This is a genomic window from Erwinia sp. V71 (assembly GCF_965644245.1).
Taxonomy (GTDB): Bacteria; Pseudomonadota; Gammaproteobacteria; order Enterobacterales; family Enterobacteriaceae; genus Erwinia.
The window spans coordinates 1-16,705 of sequence record NZ_CBFFRK010000053.1 but is presented as its reverse complement, the minus strand read 5'-3'; the positions used below and the strand labels follow the sequence as shown (position 1 = coordinate 16,705).

Sequence of the window (16,705 nt, the reverse complement as noted above, 5' to 3'; positions counted from 1 at the left end):
CGATGATGGAAAATGTAATCAGCAGACAACCCGCGCTGACGGGCGTGCTGGCAGATGGCTTTGCCAGCAACCGCGGCGTACTGGCCGCCGCAGCGACCGGGCTGGCGGATTTTATTGGTGATAAAGGCGGCGATGTCGATCGTATTTTCGGCGTCAGCGGCATCGATCCTGAATTACTCGCCAGCCCGACTCTCAGTCTCGGGCTGGTGAACTACTGCCGTGTGATGGAAGAAGCGGCGCGTTACTCGGGTTTTGATAACTTCGGTTTGCACTACGGCAGGCAGTTTAAACCGCAGTCATTAGGCCTGATTGGTTATGTCGGCCTGTGTTCAGCCACGCTGGAGCAGGCGTTACAGAATGTGGTCAATGCCTTTCCTTTTCATCAGCACGACACGCTGACCCGGCTGGTGGATCGTGGCGACTGCTGGCGTTTTGATTATCAGGTGCGTCATGGTGCGATTCTCTGTCGTCGTCAGGATGCAGAGCTGACTCTGGGCATGATCATGAATCTGATCCGCCATGTCGCGGGCAAAAACTGGTCGCCGCGTGAAGTGCATTTTGAGCATCCCCGTCCCGAATTCTGGCATGAGCACTGTAAAGTGTTTGATGCGCCAGTCTATTTCGATCAGCCGTTTAACTCGCTGGTAATTGCGAAACGCGATCTGCTGCGTGCCATGCCGGAGAGCGATCCGGTACTGCTGACCGTCGTGCAGGATGCGATTCGTCGCCTGAACTGCCATGCGCCGCAGCAGAATATTGTCGACCAGGCGCGCTCGCAGGTGCATCTGGCGCTGATGCAGGGCGAGCCGGTGCTGGAGGAGGTGGCGGAAAAAATGGGCCTGTCGAGCTGGTCGCTGCAACGGCGGCTGCGCGATGAGGGGCTGAGTTTTACCGCGCTGGTGGATAAAGTGCGTTGTGAAATGGCGACCCACTATCTGCAGCAGAAACAGTTACCCATCTCTGAAATGGCGTTGTTGCTGGGGTATTCCGAAGTCAGCGCCTTCTCCCGCGCTTTTCGCCGCTGGTTTGGCATCAGTCCGCGCCAGTGGCGCCAGGATGAGCTGGCGGGTTAACGATTTCCCTGCAAAATCATTACACTTCAGTGCTTGTCCGATGTCATTTTATAAATAACAGTGGTAAAGTTTTTCGCCTGTCTGCCGATAGCTTACAGCGTTAGCTTTCTGCTGACAGGCTATTTCAGCATTGCCAGATCCTCTACAGAAGATTTCTGCTGCATTTGTAGCAGCCACCGCTAGGGTGGGGAAGACAGAATAAAACAAACTGGTAATAACGGTGGTAAATCATATTTTCAATTCCCGTTAACTTATTACGGATAACCAGGCGTTTGTTTTATTGTTGTCTCTGGTTGTTATATGGATGTATTCACTTGCTGTGATGACTGGCGTGGTGCTGGTTTTTTTACTTAAATTCATGGAACAGAAATGAAGACCCATTATCATCTTGTTGCTTTTACGTTACTGAGTAGCGCCGTACTTAGTGGCTGCGCCACAGAATCGTCGCGCGCAATTGAAGCGCCTCAGGTTGCTGCTGCCAGCCAGCCTGTTTATCAGGGAGTAAAAAGTCCGATTGCTGTAGGGAAATTTGATAACCGCTCGTCTTATATGAACGGTATTTTCTCTGACGGTGTTGATCGTCTGGGCAACCAGTCAAAAACCATTCTGATCACCCATCTGCAGCAGACCGGACGTTTCAACGTTCTGGATCGCGCTAACCTCGAAGAAATCAAAGCGGAAGCAGGCTACAAGCGCAGTGCGCAGTCCATCAAAGGCGCAGACTACGTGGTAACCGGCGATATCACTGAGTTTGGCCGCAAAGAAGTTGGCGACCAGCAACTGTGGGGTATTCTCGGTCGCGGCAAACAGCAAATTGCCTATGCCAAAGTGAATCTGAATATCGTTGATGTCGCGACGTCCGAAGTGGTTTATTCCGCCCAGGGCGCAGGTGAATATGCGCTGTCAAACCGTGAGGTGATTGGCTTTGGTAGTACTGCCAGCTATGACTCGACACTGAATGGTAAAGTGATGGATCTGGCGATTCGCGAAGCGGTTAATCATCTGGTCAATGGAATTGAATCCGGCGCATGGCGTCCGGCTAAATAAGCAACGGGGAAGAACATGCGTGTGATGAAATATACCCTGGCAGTGGCTACGGCACTGCTGTTAACTGCCTGCGCGGAAAAGAAAGAGAATATCTATTACTGGGGCGATTACCAGTCGTCGTTATATAGCTATTACAAACACGGTGAAGCGCCGGAAAAAGAAATTGAAACGCTGAACAAAGTTATTCAGGAAGCAAAAGCGAAAAATAAACCGGTTGCACCTGGCTTGCGTGCGCAGCTGGGCCTGTTGTATGTCAACATCGGTCATCCGGATTTAGCTTTCCAGCAGTTCACCGCAGAGAAAAGCGCGTTTCCAGAGTCGTCTGCCTATATGGATTTCCTGATGCGTAATAAGCAGGGAGCACAAAAATGAAAAAGATTTTAGCCATAGCCGCGGTGCTGGCTGCGGTAACCCTGACCGGTTGCGCGAAGAAAACCCCTTATGACTACACCGCGTTCCGTGAAAGCAAGCCAGCGTCGATCCTGGTGCTGCCGGCACAGAACAATTCACCGGATGTGAATGCCGCGCACAGTTTTGTCTCGGTAGTGACGCAACCGCTGGCCGAATCCGGCTACTATGTTTTCCCGGTGGCTGTGGTGGAAGAGACCTTTAAACAAAACGGTTTAACTAACGGCAATGATATTCAGGCGGTGAGTACGGCGAAACTGCGCAGTATCTTTAATGCCGATGCGGCGCTGTATATCAACATTACTGAGTACGGCACCAAATACATCCTGATCGATAGCGTGACGCAAGTGTCCGTGACGGCCAGACTGTTAGATTTGCGTACAGGCAAGCAGATCTGGGATGGCAGGGCGACAGCGTCGAGTAGCGAGCAAAACAGTGGCAATCAGGGTCTGATAGGGGCGCTGGTTAGCGCTGCAGTGAACCAGATTGCTAATAATATGACGGATGCGGCACATGACTTTGCTGAAGTCGCCAGCCTCCGCTTACTGACGGCCAAGACTGCCAATACCGATGGTGGCATTCTGCCGGGACCGCGTGCGAAGCCGGCGAAAATCTGATGACAGGGGCGCCATGATGGTGCCCTTCTTTTTTCAGGCCACTGGCGTCTCCAGCTTGCTGTAACCCAGACCATTCACTTTGCGTACCTTAATCTGCACCGGAATCCGTTCTTTCATCGCTTCCACATGGCTAATCACGCCAATGGTTTTACCACTGGCATTCAGCGCATCCAGTGCATCGAGCGCGGTATCAAGGGTGTCGGCATCAAGGGTGCCAAAGCCTTCATCAAGAAACAGCGATTCGAGGCGGGTTTTGTCACTGACCAGGTCAGAAAGCGCCAGCGCCAGTGCCAGACTGACAAGGAAGCTTTCGCCGCCAGACAGGGTGCGGGTGTCGCGCTGGGCGTCTGCCTGCCAGGTGTCCACCACCTGTAACTCCAGCGCTTCATCCGATTTGCGCTGGAGCAGATAGCGGCCATGCAGCCGGTCGAGCTGCTGGTTCGCCAGCCACACCAGATGATCCAGTGTCAGTCCCTGAGCGAATTTACGGAATTTATCGCCGGTTGCTGAGCCAATCATGTCATTCAGCCACGCCCAGTCGTCCTGCTGCTGTTCTCCCTCAGCAATCTGCTGTAACAGCGTTTGCTGCTGCTGGCGCTGTTGCTGATCGTGCTGCAGTTGCTGGCGCGCCTGGCCCTGCTGCTGAGCGTTATCGCGAATCTGCAGCCGTAAACTCTCAACCTGTTCCGCCAGCTGAGCAGGCGGCAGGGTGGTGACTGCCTGCTGTTGTGCCTCTTTCTGACGCAATTGTAATGCCGAAAGCTGGTTACTGAGTGAGTTATGCTGTCCGGTCAGGGTATTTAGCTGGTTCTGTGCCGCCTGCCACTGTTGCTGCTGCTCTGCGCAGCGCGCATCCGCCTGTTGCGCCTGTTGTTGCCACTGCTGGCGTACGTCAGCGACCTGCCGATCGCCAAACAGTTGCTGGCGTTGCTGCTGTTGCTGCGTTAACTGTTGCTGCAGGTTTTGCAGTTCGTTACTGCTGCGCTGTACGCGCAGTGCCTGTTCCGTCAGCTCGGTAGTGAGGCTCTGCTGACGGCTGGTGAGCGCCGCAAGCTGGGGTTGCAGCGCAGTGAGCGCCTGTTCGCTCTGCTGCCATTGTTGCCACTGTTGCTGACGCTGCTGCAACCAGTCTGCCGTATCGGCAGCCGCTGGCAGGGTGAAGTGACAGGCGGCCAGCTGATCGCTCAGCTGGGCACGCTGTTGTTCCAGCTGCTGTGCCGCACTGTGTTGTTGTTGCTGTAACTCCGCCAGTTCACGCAGTTGCAGCGCCTGCTGCAACGCCAGTTCCTGTTGTTCCTGCTGCATCAGCCAGCCGTTAACGGCGGCGGCATCCTGTGCGTCAATCGTCAGCGCCAGCGGCTGGCAGTACGCCTGCCAGTGTTGCTGCAGTTGCGCCAGGTGTTGCGTGCTCTGCTCCAGCTCCTGTTGCAGTTGTTGTTGCTGAGTGTTGCTGAGCTTAACCTGCTCGCTTTTCGCCGTGCCTTCTTCGTACAGGCGCTGTTTATCTTTTTCCAGTTCGGCTAAACGTTGCTGGTTGACCGAGAGCTCCAGCGCCTGATATTCGGCAATCGCCGGATGTTCGCGGGAACCACAGAGCGGGCAGGGCTGATCTGGCTGTAACGCCGCACGGTGCTGCGCCAGATCGGCAATTTTCTGCTCCAGTTTGCAGCGCGCATCCAGATCCTGATAGTGCTGGTTTTTCTCTTTATAAGCATTACGCAGTTTCAGCAACTGCTGTTCATCGACAGCAAGCTGTTGTGACAGCGTCTGCAACTGAGCGTGTTGTTTCTGCTGTTGCTGTGTCAGCTGGATAATTTGTGGTGACAACAGCGCCAGCTTTTGTCGCGCGGTTCGTTGTTGCTGTAACTGCGCTAACGCAGTACGCAGTTCAGCTTCTGGCTGCTGTTCATCCGGCAGAGGAACCGCGTGATGGTGTTGCCCGAGCGCCGTCTGACGTTGCTGTACCCGCTGTTGCAGCGCAGTAAGTGACTGCTCGCTTTTCTGCAACTGGGTCAGGCGTTCCTGCCACAGCAGTAGCGAAGGTCCCCACTCTGCCACCTGAGCGTGCTGTTCGCGCCACTGCTGATGCTGCTGGCGTTGCTGCTTCAGTGTGTGCAGATCCTGCTGCAGCTGTTGCTGACTGTGCTGCTTTTGCTGCTGGGTTAGCTGGTGCTCACTTAGCGTTTTCGCCAGCTCGCCGTACTGCTGCTGGAGCGTGGTGATTTGGTGATCCAGCGGCTGAACCTGCTCATTGATCAGCGTTTCCTGCTGCTGACGTTGCTGCGCCAGCTGTTTACGCGCCTCTTCTGCCTGTTGTTGCTGTTCGCTCAGGGTAATCAGATGACGGGATGACTGCTGTTGCTGCTCCGTTAATGCACTCAGCTGCTGCTCCAGTGCGCTAATCTCCTGCTGCAGCTTCTGCTGCTGCTCCAGCCACTGCTGCTGTTGCTGGTATTCTGTCAGCGAGCGGGTAAGCACTTGCTCCTGCTCTGTCAGTTGCTCCAGCTGTTGTTGCAACTGCTGGCGTGTTTCTTCTTCCAGCAGCGCCATCCCTGACGCGTGGGCGCGCAGGTTATCCAGGGCGATGCGTGTCGCTTTATGCTGTTCGAACACGGCCATCGACAGGCGGCCATAGATTTCGGTGCCGGTCAGCTCTTCCAGCAGTTCTGCGCGTTCACTGGCTTTGGCGTTAAGGAAGGCGGCGAATTGCCCCTGAGACAGCATCATCGATTTGGTGAAACGGTTAAAATCGAGGCCGGTGAGGGTTTCGGTCATTTTCAGTTTGTCATTGACCTTATCGGCGACGATGCTGTTATCTGCGCAGCGTACCAGCTCGACTTTCGGCGCCTGCAGATTGCCATCCACCGCGCCGCGTGCGCGGTTCTGGCTCCAGAACGCGCGCCAGGCGACACCTTTTACTTCAAACTCCACTTCCGCCAGGCATTCCGCCGTATCTCGGGTGATCAAATCATTCTGCGACTGGGTGATGACGCCCAGCCGTGAGGTCTGGTGATACAGAGCCAGGCAGATGGCATCGAGCAGGGTGGTTTTCCCGGCACCGGTCGGGCCGGTAATGGCAAACAGGCCGTTGCTGGCGAACGGCTCGGCGGTGAAATCGATTTTCCATTCACCTTTCAGCGAGTTCAGATTCTTAAAGCGCAGCGTTAAAATTTTCATGGCTGTGGCTCCTGCCGGCGCACGGCGTCAAGCGTGGTGGCAAACAGATGCCGGACCCGCTGCTGACGCGTCTCATCCTGCTGCGCTTCCTGTGCCAGCCGTCGGCTGAACACCTCTTCCACACTCAGCTCACTCAGCGTTTCATTTTGCTGGCGGGCAATGGTTTTCTCACGCAGTTCACGGCTGCGGCGGAGCAGTACCACGTCGACCGGCAGGTCGGCGGTCAGCTCCTGAATCCGCCGCTGAATATCATTCAGGTAATCCTGCGTGACGATTTCAATATCCAGCCAGACCGTTGCCGGCGCGGCAGCGAATTGCTGTAGTTGCTGTTCGATTTCCGCCAGCGAGCCTTTAATCATGCTCATCGGCTGCGTCTGCGGGATGATCAGTGGTTCAACTCGCGCCAGCTCACTGCCGTTAAACTCCACCAGAAAGACGCTTTTCTCCTTGCCCAGTTCATCGAAACTGAGCGGGATCGGCGAGCCGCTGTAGCGGATATGTTCACTGTTGGCGATGCGTTGTGCGCGGTGAATATGGCCGAGGGCAATATAGTCGGCAGGCGGAAAAGCCTGCGCCGGAAATGCGTCGAGAGTGCCGATATAGATATCGCGCACCGAATCACTGGTGCTGACGCCTACCGTCGTCAGATGGCCGGTGGCGATAATCGGCAACGCCAGTCCCAGCGAGTCACGCTGCTGCACGGCATGGTCGTAGCAGCGCTGATAGTGAGCGCGAATCGCCTCCAGCAGGCTTTGCTGTTTCTCGCGTCCGGACTGGCCCGCCTGGCTGCGCATAATATCGCGCGGGCGTAAAAATGGGATGGCACACAATAATGCCGCTGGCTGGCCCTGACGGTCATTCAGCAACAACACCTGATCCTGTTCCGGTTGTTCGCTGGCGGCGGCGATCACCCGGGTATTCAGGCAGGCCAGCAGCTCACGTGATTCATTCAGCGTGGCGACCGAATCATGGTTGCCACCCAGCACGATAAGCTGGCAGCCGGTGCGCTGCAGCTGCACTACAAAGCGGTTATACAGTTCGCGTGCATAGCTTGGCGGCGCACCGCTGTCGAAAATATCTCCGGCGACAATAATCGCATCCACCTGCTGTGTTTCAGCGGTGTCGATCAGCCAGTCGAGAAACGCCTGATGTTCCGGCGCGCGGCTCTTGGTATAAAAGAACTGACCGAGGTGCCAGTCGGCGGTGTGGATAAAGCGCATAAGATTCCCTGCATAAGCTAACGCGAGAGGGCGATTATAAACAGAGAGGCTGCTTGCGTCATAATGCAGCGTGCAGATGCGCTTTGCCGAAGCGGAATGATTCCGCCGCCGGAAACCTGATGACGCCACGCTGAATCCGGCGTCACAAAAGTATGACAGCGCATTTTTTAGCCCGTGCATTTTTCATAAATCTGTCATAAAACTGACGCATAATGACGCCGCGAATTCCAGTGACAAAGGGTCACATCAGCAGGAGTAACAATGGCTAAGCGCATTCTGGTAGTCGAAGATGAAGCCCCAATCCGTGAGATGTTGTGTTTCGTTCTTGAGCAAAATGACTATCAACCTATCGAAGCGGAAGATTATGACAGTGCAGTGAGCTTACTGATCGAGCCCTGGCCAGATTTGATCCTTCTCGACTGGATGTTACCGGGTGGTAGCGGCATTCAGTTTATTAAACATCTGAAGCGCGAAGCGATGACGCGCGAAATCCCGGTAGTGATGCTGACCGCGCGTGGCGAAGAAGAAGATCGCGTGCGCGGGCTGGAAGTGGGCGCCGATGATTACATTACCAAGCCGTTTTCACCGAAAGAGCTGGTGGCACGCATTAAAGCCGTGATGCGTCGCATTTCACCGATGGCGGTGGAAGAGGTGATTGAGATGCAGGGGCTGAGTCTTGATCCGTCGTCGCATCGTGTGATGGCCGAAACCACACCGATCGAGATGGGGCCAACCGAATATAAATTACTGCATTTCTTTATGACGCACCCGGAACGCGTGTACAGCCGCGAACAGCTGCTGAACCATGTCTGGGGCACCAATGTTTATGTTGAAGATCGCACTGTCGATGTTCATATCCGTCGTTTGCGTAAGGCGCTGGAAGTCACCGGTCACGATCGTATGGTTCAAACGGTGCGCGGAACAGGGTATCGTTTCTCCGCTCGTTTTTGATCGGAGTCTGAACCGTGCTGGAACGCCTCTCCTGGAAGAGATTAGTACTGGAGCTGGTGCTGGCTTGCCTGCCCGCACTGTTGCTGGGACTGCTGTTCGGCTATTTGCCGTGGTGGTTGCTGGTCGCAGTGCTGGGTGTGCTGGGCTGGCACTGCTACAACTTATTACGCCTGTCACACTGGCTGTGGGTCGACCGCACCATGACACCACCTGCCGGACACGCCAGCTGGGAGCCGCTGTTTTACGGCCTCTATCAAATGCAGCTGCGTAATCGCCGCCGCCGGCGTGAACTGGGCAATCTGATTAAACGTTTTCGCAGCGGGGCGGAGTCATTGCCCGATGCCGTCGTGCTGACCACGGAAGAGGGCAATATTTTCTGGTGTAATGGTCTGGCACAGCAGCATCTTGGTCTGCGCTGGCCTGAGGATAATGGCCAGAATATCCTTAACCTGCTGCGCTATCCTGAATTCTCCCGCTATTTACGCCAGCGCGATTTTGCCCGTCCGCTGACGCTGGTGCTGAATCAGCATCGTCATTTAGAGTTTCGCGTGATGCCTTACAGTGAAGGCCAGTGGCTGATGGTGGCGCGTGATGTCACGCAGATGCACCAGCTGGAAGGGGCACGACGTAACTTCTTTGCCAATGTCAGCCACGAGCTGCGCACGCCACTGACGGTGCTGCAGGGCTATCTGGAAATGATGAATGACTCGGTGCTGGAAGGGCAGACGCGCAGTAAAGCGTTGCACACCATGCAGGAGCAGACACGGCGTATGGACAGCCTGGTGAAGCAACTGCTGACGTTGTCGCGTATTGAAGCGGCGCCTGCCATTGATTTGCAGGAAAAAGTGGATGTGCCAATGATGCTGCGTATGTTACAGCGCGAGGCGGAAACCCTGAGCAACGGGCGGCATGACATTCATTTCCATACCGATCCGCATTTGCGGGTGTTCGGCAATGATGAGCAACTGCGCAGTGCGATTTCGAATCTGGTGTATAACGCGGTGAATCATACGCCGGCAGGCACCCGCATTGATATCAGCTGGCTGCGCGACAAAACGGGCGCACACTTTACGGTGAAAGATAACGGGCCTGGCATTGCCGCCGAGCATATTCCGCGCCTTACCGAACGTTTTTATCGGGTGGATAAGGCCCGCTCGCGGGCGACCGGCGGCAGCGGGCTGGGGCTGGCGATCGTCAAGCATGCGCTGAGCCACCATAATTCGCGGCTGGAAATCACCAGCGTGCCGGATATTCAGACCTGTTTTAGTTTTACTCTGGCGGCAAGGTTGATTGTCCCGGCGGAAGTAGCGGAGAATGCAAAGCGTTGATCATTAACGGGCGCGAAGCATGAAGAAGCTGATACTGACGGCACTGTTGCTGCTGTCAGCGGCGGTACAGGCGAAAGAGGGGATGCTGGCGGGGAATCTCACCAGTGTCGGTTCTGACACGCTGGGTAATCTGATGACGCTGTGGGGCGAGAATTTTAATCGCCAGTATCCAGGCGTTAATGTGCAGATTCAGGCGGCGGGGTCGTCGACTGCCCCGGTCGCACTGGCGGCGGGCGCTGCGCAGCTGGGGGCGATGAGCCGCCCGATGCTGGCGGGCGAACGTCAGCTGTTTGCCAGTAAATATGGTTATCAGCCACTGGCGGTGCCGGTGGCGATGGATGCGCTGGTGGTGGTGGTTAACCAGGATAACCCGCTGAATGAGATCAGTGGACAGCAGCTGGATGCGGTGTTCTCGGTGACACGACGCTGTGGTGCAACCACCACGCCGCAAAACTGGGGCGATTTGCAGCTGGCTTCGCCGGAGTGGCAGAAGCGTGCGCTGCAGCGTTTTGGGCGCAATTCGGCCTCCGGTACCTGGGGGTTCTTTAAACAGCAGGCACTGTGCGGCGGCGATTTCCGCCAGGATGTCAGCGAATATCCGGGGTCGGCGGCGGTGGTGCAGGCGGTGGCGGCCTCGCTGGGCGGAATAGGCTACGCCAGCATGGGCTTTCATCTTAGCGGGGTAAAAACCCTCGCGATCAGTGCCAGAGCCGGTGTCCCTGCGGTGATGCCAGACAGTGACAGCATTCGTAATGGTCGCTATCCGTGGAGCCGTCCGCTCTATATCTACGTCAATAAAGCACCGGGTAAGCCGCTGGAACCGCTGACGCGTGTGTTCCTGCGTCAGGCGATTTCACCGCAGGGCCAGGCTCTGGTGAAGCAGGCGGGTTATCTGCCGTTGTCGGATCAGCAGTTGCGTCAGGCGCAGGCATTGCTGGAGTGATATCACCGCCATTAACGACGAATGTCGTTATTCGCGCGGGCTGCAGCTCTCTCTTTTGATAGCCAGTACTTCATAAGTGCTGGCTATCCGTTCATTAAACCGCTTCTTTCGCACCTTTCAGGCCTTTTATCTGTCTGCTGGTTGCCAGTTAAGATAAGGTAATGAACTGAAAATATTAATAAAATAGTGATTCCACTCGCGGGCCTGATATCTGTTTCAAATACCTCGCGTGATCAGTTAAATATTGGTCATGAATTTTTTTCATGTCCTATGAATTTTCCTCTATTGCACCTGAGCAATCCTCATGTCACTCTTGTTTCAGCCATATAGACATCCAGAAGTCTAAAAATAACTAACTGAAACTATTTCCCCAGTAAATTATGCGCGCTGCGCGTAAGCCAGGAGTAAACCGAGATGCAAAGAACCACCGCCCCATTCCGTGCTGATATTGTTGGCAGTTTCCTGCGTCCACAGTCTATCAAACAGGCGCGCGAGCAGTTTGCTGCGGGCGAGATCGATGCTGCTGCGCTGCGCCGGGTGGAAGATGAGGCGATTCGCCACGTCGTTGAACACCAGCGCGCCAGTGGTCTGCAGGTCGTGACCGACGGCGAATTCCGTCGCGCATGGTGGCATTTTGACTTTTTCGACGGTCTGCAGGGCGTTGAGCGTTATGAAGTCGAGCAGGGCATTCAGTTTAACGGCGTACAGACCAAAGCGCACAGCGTACGCGTGGTCGGTAAACTCGGTTTTGGCGATCACCCGATGCTGGAAGATTTCCGCTATCTGAACAGCATCAGCGGTGATGCCGTGGCGAAAATGACCATCCCAAGCCCCAGCGTGCTGCATTTCCGTGGCGGGCGTAAGGCCATCGACCCACAGGTTTATCCGCAGCTGGAGGCTTACTGGGACGATCTGGCGCAGGTCTATCGTGACGCGATCAAAGCCTTCTATGATGCCGGCTGCCGCTATCTGCAACTGGATGACACCGTCTGGGCCTACCTGTGCTCAGAAGATCAGAAACGTCAGATCCGCGAGCGCGGCGAAGATCCGGAAGAGCTGGCGCGTATCTATGCCCGCGTGCTGAACAAAGCCATCGAAGGCAAACCAGCCGATCTGACCATTGGTCTGCATGTCTGCCGCGGTAACTTCCGTTCGACCTGGATCTCTGAAGGCGGCTATGAGCCTGTGGCGGAGATCCTGTTCGGCACCGTCAATATCGACGCCTTCTTCCTCGAATACGATAACGAGCGTTCCGGTGGCTTCGAACCGCTGCGCTTTATCAAACCGGGTCATCAGCAGGTGGTGCTGGGCCTGATCACCACCAAAAATGGTGAGCTGGAAAATCCGGAAACGGTGAAACAGCGCCTGGCCGAAGCGGCGAAATATGTCGACCTGAGCCAGATTTGCCTCAGTCCGCAGTGTGGCTTTGCGTCCACCGAAGAGGGCAACAGCCTGACGGAAGAGCAGCAGTGGGCGAAGCTGCGTCTGGTGGTGGATATCGCGAAAAACGTCTGGTAATCCGGCGTAACGTTGTGCAGACAGGCGCGGGTTTCCGCGCCTTTTGTGCATCTGAAGGAGAGGAAATGGCCAAATTAACCACATGCTGTGCAGAAAAAATACAAATCATCTAATGTGCTTCCGTTATATTCTGAAGCGATCCACTGCTTTTTAGAATTTATCCGTTATATCACTCTGCTTTTCCGATCCCGTATTGCCTTTCCCCGCTATAAACGTTTTACTTAGCGCCGTTGTCGATAGATCCCCTGTGAACAGAAGAAAATCAGCTCAAATCACCTGCGCGTCAGGCCATCAGCAAGCATATTGCCCTGTAGATGTCTGAATTATTGATAATTTTAACGTGCTGTCGGAATCGCCAACGTTTAAACACAACTTCCACTGCAACATCAGTAACAGGCAATACGGCTTTATGACACATCGTTTAACTTCAAAAGATATCCTCGCGTTAGGGTTTATGACCTTCGCCCTGTTCGTGGGCGCGGGCAATATTATTTTCCCGCCGATGGTAGGGATTCAGTCCGGTGAACATGTCTGGATGGCGGCCCTTGGCTTCCTGATCACCGCAGTAGGTCTGCCGGTGATTACCGTGATTGCGCTGGCGCGTGTCGGTGGCGGTATTGACGCCCTCAGCTCGCCAATCGGCAAAGCGGCAGGTCTGCTGTTAGCGACCGTCTGTTATCTGGCGGTAGGGCCTCTGTTCGCTACGCCACGTACCGCGACCGTGTCCTTTGAAATCGGCATCGCGCCGCTGACCGGTGACGGTCCGCTGCCCCTGTTTATCTACAGCGTGATCTATTTTGCGCTGGTGATGGGCATCTCCCTCTATCCGGGCAAACTGCTGGATACCGTTGGCCATGTGCTGGCACCACTGAAAATCTTCGCGCTGGCGGTGCTGGGTGTGGCTGCACTGCTGTGGCCAGCCGGTGGCGTGGCGCCAGCGACAGAGGCTTATCAGCATGCGGCGTTCTCGAACGGTTTCGTCAATGGTTATCTGACCATGGATACGCTGGGCGCGCTGGTGTTTGGTATTGTTATCGTTAATGCTGCCCGTTCACGCGGTGTGGAAGACGCGCGTCTGCTGACCCGTTACACCATTCTGGCTGGTCTGATTGCCGGTGTCGGTCTGACGCTGGTCTATCTGAGCCTGTTTAAACTGGGTTCCGGCAGCGGCGGCCTGGTGGATCAGAACGCCAACGGCGCGGCGATCCTGCATGCTTATGTGCAGCAGACCTTTGGCAATATGGGCAGCTTCTTCCTGGCATCACTGATTTTCGTCGCCTGCATGGTGACGGCGGTCGGCCTGACCTGCGCCTGCGCCGAGTTCTTTGAACACTATCTGCCACTCTCTTACCGTGCGCTGGTGTTTATCCTGGGTCTGTTCTCCATGCTGGTATCGAACCTCGGCCTGAGCCATTTGATTCAGATTTCCATTCCGGTGCTGACAGCAATTTATCCACCTTGTATTGTACTGGTGGTGCTGAGCTTCACGCTGAACTGGTGGAACAAAAGCAGCCGCATCATCGCGCCGATTATGCTGGTGAGCCTGCTGTTCGGCATTATTGATGCGATTAAATCCTCCAGTCTGAGTGCGATGTTGCCGGCATGGAGCCAGCATCTGCCGCTGGCCGATCAGGGACTGGCATGGTTGCCGCCATCACTGGCGATGCTGATTGCGCTGGCGGTATATGACCGTCTGCTGGGACGTCAGCAAGTCACCGTGCACCAGTAACAGAACAGGTTAATTTGCAACCACGGGCTTGCCCGTGGTTTTTTCATTTCCACAGGTGATAGGTTGTTATGCAAGAAACGAACAAGCTCAAACGCGGACTGAGCACACGCCATATCCGCTTTATGGCGCTGGGGTCGGCTATTGGCACCGGGCTGTTTTATGGCTCTGCTGATGCGATAAAAATGGCTGGGCCAAGCGTGCTGCTGGCGTACATCATTGGCGGCGCGGCGGCGTACATTATTATGCGCGCGCTGGGTGAGATGTCGGTTAACAATCCGCAGGCCAGTTCGTTTTCGCGCTATGCACAGGACTACCTTGGCCCGCTGGCGGGCTATATCACGGGCTGGACCTACTGCTTTGAAATTCTGATTGTCGCCATCGCCGACGTCACCGCCTTCGGCATCTATATGGGCGTCTGGTTCCCGGACGTGCCGCACTGGATGTGGGTGCTGAGCGTGGTGCTGATTATCGGCGCGATTAACCTGATGAGCGTGCGCGTGTTTGGCGAGGTGGAGTTCTGGTTCTCGTTCTTCAAAGTCGCCACCATCATCATTATGATCCTTGCCGGTTTTGGCATCATTTTCTGGGGCATTGGCAATGGCGGGCAGCCCACCGGCATCCACAATCTGTGGAGCAATGGCGGCTTCTTTGCGCATGGCATCGTCGGTATGCTGCTGTCGCTGCAGATGGTGATGTTTGCCTATGGCGGTATCGAAATCATTGGCATCACTGCCGGTGAAGCGAAAGATCCGGAGAAGTCGATTCCGCGTGCCATTAACTCAGTGCCGCTGCGTATCCTGGTATTTTATGTTGGCACGCTGTTTGTGATTATGTCGATTTACCCGTGGAACCAGGTGGGCACCGAAGGCAGCCCGTTTGTGCTGACTTTCCAGCACCTGGGGATTGCGGCAGCGGCGTCGATTCTTAACTTTGTGGTGATCACCGCTTCGCTGTCAGCGATTAACAGTGATGTGTTTGGCGTCGGTCGTATGCTGCACGGTATGGCTGAACAGGGCCATGCGCCAAAAGTCTTTATGAAGGTGTCTGATCGCGGCATTCCGTGGGTGACCGTGGTGGTGATGATGCTGGCGATGCTGACCGCCGTCTACCTGAATTACCTGATGCCAGAGAAAGTATTCCTGGTGATCGCGTCGCTGGCGACCTTCGCCACTGTGTGGGTGTGGATTATGATCCTCTGCTCGCAGATTGCTTTCCGTCGCACGCTGAGTGTGGAACAGGCGAAAGCGCTGAAGTTCGCGCTGCCGGGTGGGTCTTTCACCGCCATGGTGGGGGTGCTGTTCCTGGTGTTTATTATCGGTCTGATTGGCTACTTCCCGGATACCCGCGTGTCACTGTACGCCGGTTTTGTCTGGATTGTGTTACTGCTGGCAGGCTGGGTGATTAAACAGCGCGTGGCGCGTCAGAAGGCGATTAGCACTTCAGATAATGCCTGATTTACGGGCGAGTTGTCCGGAAGATTCCGGGCCCTAAAATGACTCAGGCCGGGCAAATGCCCGGCCTGTTGCATTATGCGGCGCTGAAACTGATCAGGCCGTTCTCCTGGTTATAGCTGAACTGCGTGCCGTAGCGCTGGCTGAGGCGTGTCAGCAACGCGGCAATTTCTTCCCCCTGCTGGTGCGTGACGCTCTGCGGCAGTCCGCGGTCCAGCACGCGTTCACGGTCCATGCCTAAATCGAGTGGCAGGATCTGGCAGGCCAACTGGCCTTCCTGCAGATCAAAGATCGCCAGTGCATTTTGTGAGAAGCGGGCTTCGGCGTTGAAACCAATAAACTCACCGGCGCTGTTCTTCGCGCGTGCACGGTGCAGATCGGACGGACGTGCATTCACCGGGTGACCATAGGCTTCGTACATTTCCGGGCCGATGATTGACTCACCCGCTTCAAACTCCATCAACAGGCTGCCCAGGTTGTAGAAGATGGGTTTGCCCTGGTAGATCTCTACACCACGCATAAAGTGGGCGCCGTGGCACACGACCGCATCACCACCCGCTTCAATGGCGCGATGAGCGAATTGCTCGATAAATTCCGGCGCTTCGGCGGCATACCAGCTGTCTTTATCCCCTTCATGGGTATGCAGGCTGACAAGGGTAAAATCGCTGCGGTTGGCGGCATCGCGAATGCTGTGTTCATTCGCCTGGCAGTCCTGCTCATTGAACCAGGTGCGTACAGCGGCTTGGTCACCGCGTTCAATCTGCAGCGAGCTTTCAAACAGTGAGCCGAACTTAAATTCATTGGCGCCTTTATCGGCCATCACTTCCACGCGCATCCCCTCGCGCACGCTTTCGTCGATGCCGAGATCGCGGGTGATCTGTTTCAGCTGTTCAAACTGCGCATCTGGCAACACGTAAGCGCGTCCCCAGCGCAGCGGGTTCAGACCCGGGCGTGGCTGGGTGCTGGCGCCTCCATTCGCGGCCAGAAACACTTCGGAGCGGGTGGAGCCGAGCGCCACCACACCGACACGGCCGTTGGCGGTATCAAGGAAGCGTGGCAGACGGGCATCATCCAGATTGCGGCCAATGCCACACGGGATCAGATCGCGCTCTTCGGCCGCATCGAGGGTGTGTACCACACCTTCCCAGCCAAAGTCGCCAGTATGGTTGTTCGCGAATTCAGATAATAAGTGCAACGCTCGGACATGATTGTGGAGAGTGTAGGAGGAAGGGTTAACTACCGA

General features: G+C 55.6%; 13 protein-coding genes. 10 read left to right on the top strand and 3 right to left on the bottom strand.

Annotation, left to right across the window (positions count from 1 at the left end; translation table 11 throughout):
* Nucleotides 1-5: 5 nt before the first annotated feature.
* From qhpR to ACSZO1_RS12545, 4 genes are all read left to right on the top strand, one after another.
* Nucleotides 6-1,073, top strand: coding sequence for an AraC-like transcriptional regulator QhpR (qhpR, locus tag ACSZO1_RS12560; RefSeq protein ID WP_437613042.1), 1,068 nt, complete (start codon nt 6-8; stop codon nt 1,071-1,073).
* A gap of 369 nt (nt 1,074-1,442) precedes the next feature.
* The gene (locus ACSZO1_RS12555; protein ID WP_437613012.1) at nt 1,443-2,120 is read left to right on the top strand and encodes a CsgG/HfaB family protein; all 678 of its coding nucleotides are present in this window, start codon (nt 1,443-1,445) and stop codon (nt 2,118-2,120) included.
* 15 nt (nt 2,121-2,135) lie between these two features.
* Nucleotides 2,136-2,492, top strand: coding sequence for a DUF4810 domain-containing protein (locus ACSZO1_RS12550; protein ID WP_437613010.1), 357 nt, complete (start codon nt 2,136-2,138; stop codon nt 2,490-2,492).
* Complete coding sequence (locus ACSZO1_RS12545) at nt 2,489-3,145, top strand: DUF799 domain-containing protein (RefSeq protein WP_437613008.1); 657 nt, start codon at nt 2,489-2,491, stop codon at nt 3,143-3,145. The genes ACSZO1_RS12550 and ACSZO1_RS12545 overlap by 4 nt, the downstream gene beginning before the upstream one ends.
* Before the next feature lie 33 nt (nt 3,146-3,178).
* Here ACSZO1_RS12545 and sbcC read toward each other — a convergent pair whose 3' ends face one another.
* The gene (gene sbcC / locus ACSZO1_RS12540; protein WP_437613006.1) at nt 3,179-6,322 is read right to left on the bottom strand and encodes an exonuclease subunit SbcC; all 3,144 of its coding nucleotides are present in this window, start codon (nt 6,320-6,322) and stop codon (nt 3,179-3,181) included.
* Entirely contained in the window at nt 6,319-7,542 is a 1,224-nt protein-coding gene (gene sbcD, locus ACSZO1_RS12535) for an exonuclease subunit SbcD (protein WP_437613004.1), read from the bottom strand. The genes sbcC and sbcD overlap by 4 nt, the downstream gene beginning before the upstream one ends.
* A gap of 261 nt (nt 7,543-7,803) precedes the next feature.
* Here sbcD and phoB point away from each other — a divergent pair, with 261 nt between their 5' ends.
* The 6 genes from phoB to proY all read left to right on the top strand — a co-directional run bounded on the left by phoB (nt 7,804) and on the right by proY (nt 15,465).
* The gene (phoB, locus tag ACSZO1_RS12530; RefSeq protein WP_437613002.1) at nt 7,804-8,493 is read left to right on the top strand and encodes a phosphate response regulator transcription factor PhoB; all 690 of its coding nucleotides are present in this window, start codon (nt 7,804-7,806) and stop codon (nt 8,491-8,493) included.
* A 14-nt stretch (nt 8,494-8,507) separates the two neighbouring features.
* A complete protein-coding gene (gene phoR, locus ACSZO1_RS12525; RefSeq protein ID WP_437613000.1) occupies nt 8,508-9,821 on the top strand; it encodes a phosphate regulon sensor histidine kinase PhoR in 1,314 nt (437 codons plus the stop codon).
* A 19-nt stretch (nt 9,822-9,840) separates the two neighbouring features.
* Complete coding sequence (locus ACSZO1_RS12520; RefSeq protein WP_437612998.1) at nt 9,841-10,764, top strand: PstS family phosphate ABC transporter substrate-binding protein; 924 nt, start codon at nt 9,841-9,843, stop codon at nt 10,762-10,764.
* A 414-nt stretch (nt 10,765-11,178) separates the two neighbouring features.
* Complete coding sequence (locus ACSZO1_RS12515; RefSeq protein ID WP_437612996.1) at nt 11,179-12,282, top strand: cobalamin-independent methionine synthase II family protein; 1,104 nt, start codon at nt 11,179-11,181, stop codon at nt 12,280-12,282.
* A gap of 409 nt (nt 12,283-12,691) precedes the next feature.
* Entirely contained in the window at nt 12,692-14,011 is a 1,320-nt protein-coding gene (gene brnQ / locus ACSZO1_RS12510) for a branched-chain amino acid transporter carrier protein BrnQ (RefSeq protein ID WP_437612994.1), read from the top strand.
* A gap of 68 nt (nt 14,012-14,079) precedes the next feature.
* A complete protein-coding gene (gene proY, locus ACSZO1_RS12505; protein WP_437612992.1) occupies nt 14,080-15,465 on the top strand; it encodes a proline-specific permease ProY in 1,386 nt (461 codons plus the stop codon).
* Between the two features lie 73 nt (nt 15,466-15,538).
* Here the strand turns inward: proY and ACSZO1_RS12500 are convergent.
* Nucleotides 15,539-16,705 (bottom strand): CapA family protein (locus ACSZO1_RS12500; protein ID WP_437612990.1); only part of this gene is annotated, 1,167 nt, incomplete at its 5' end.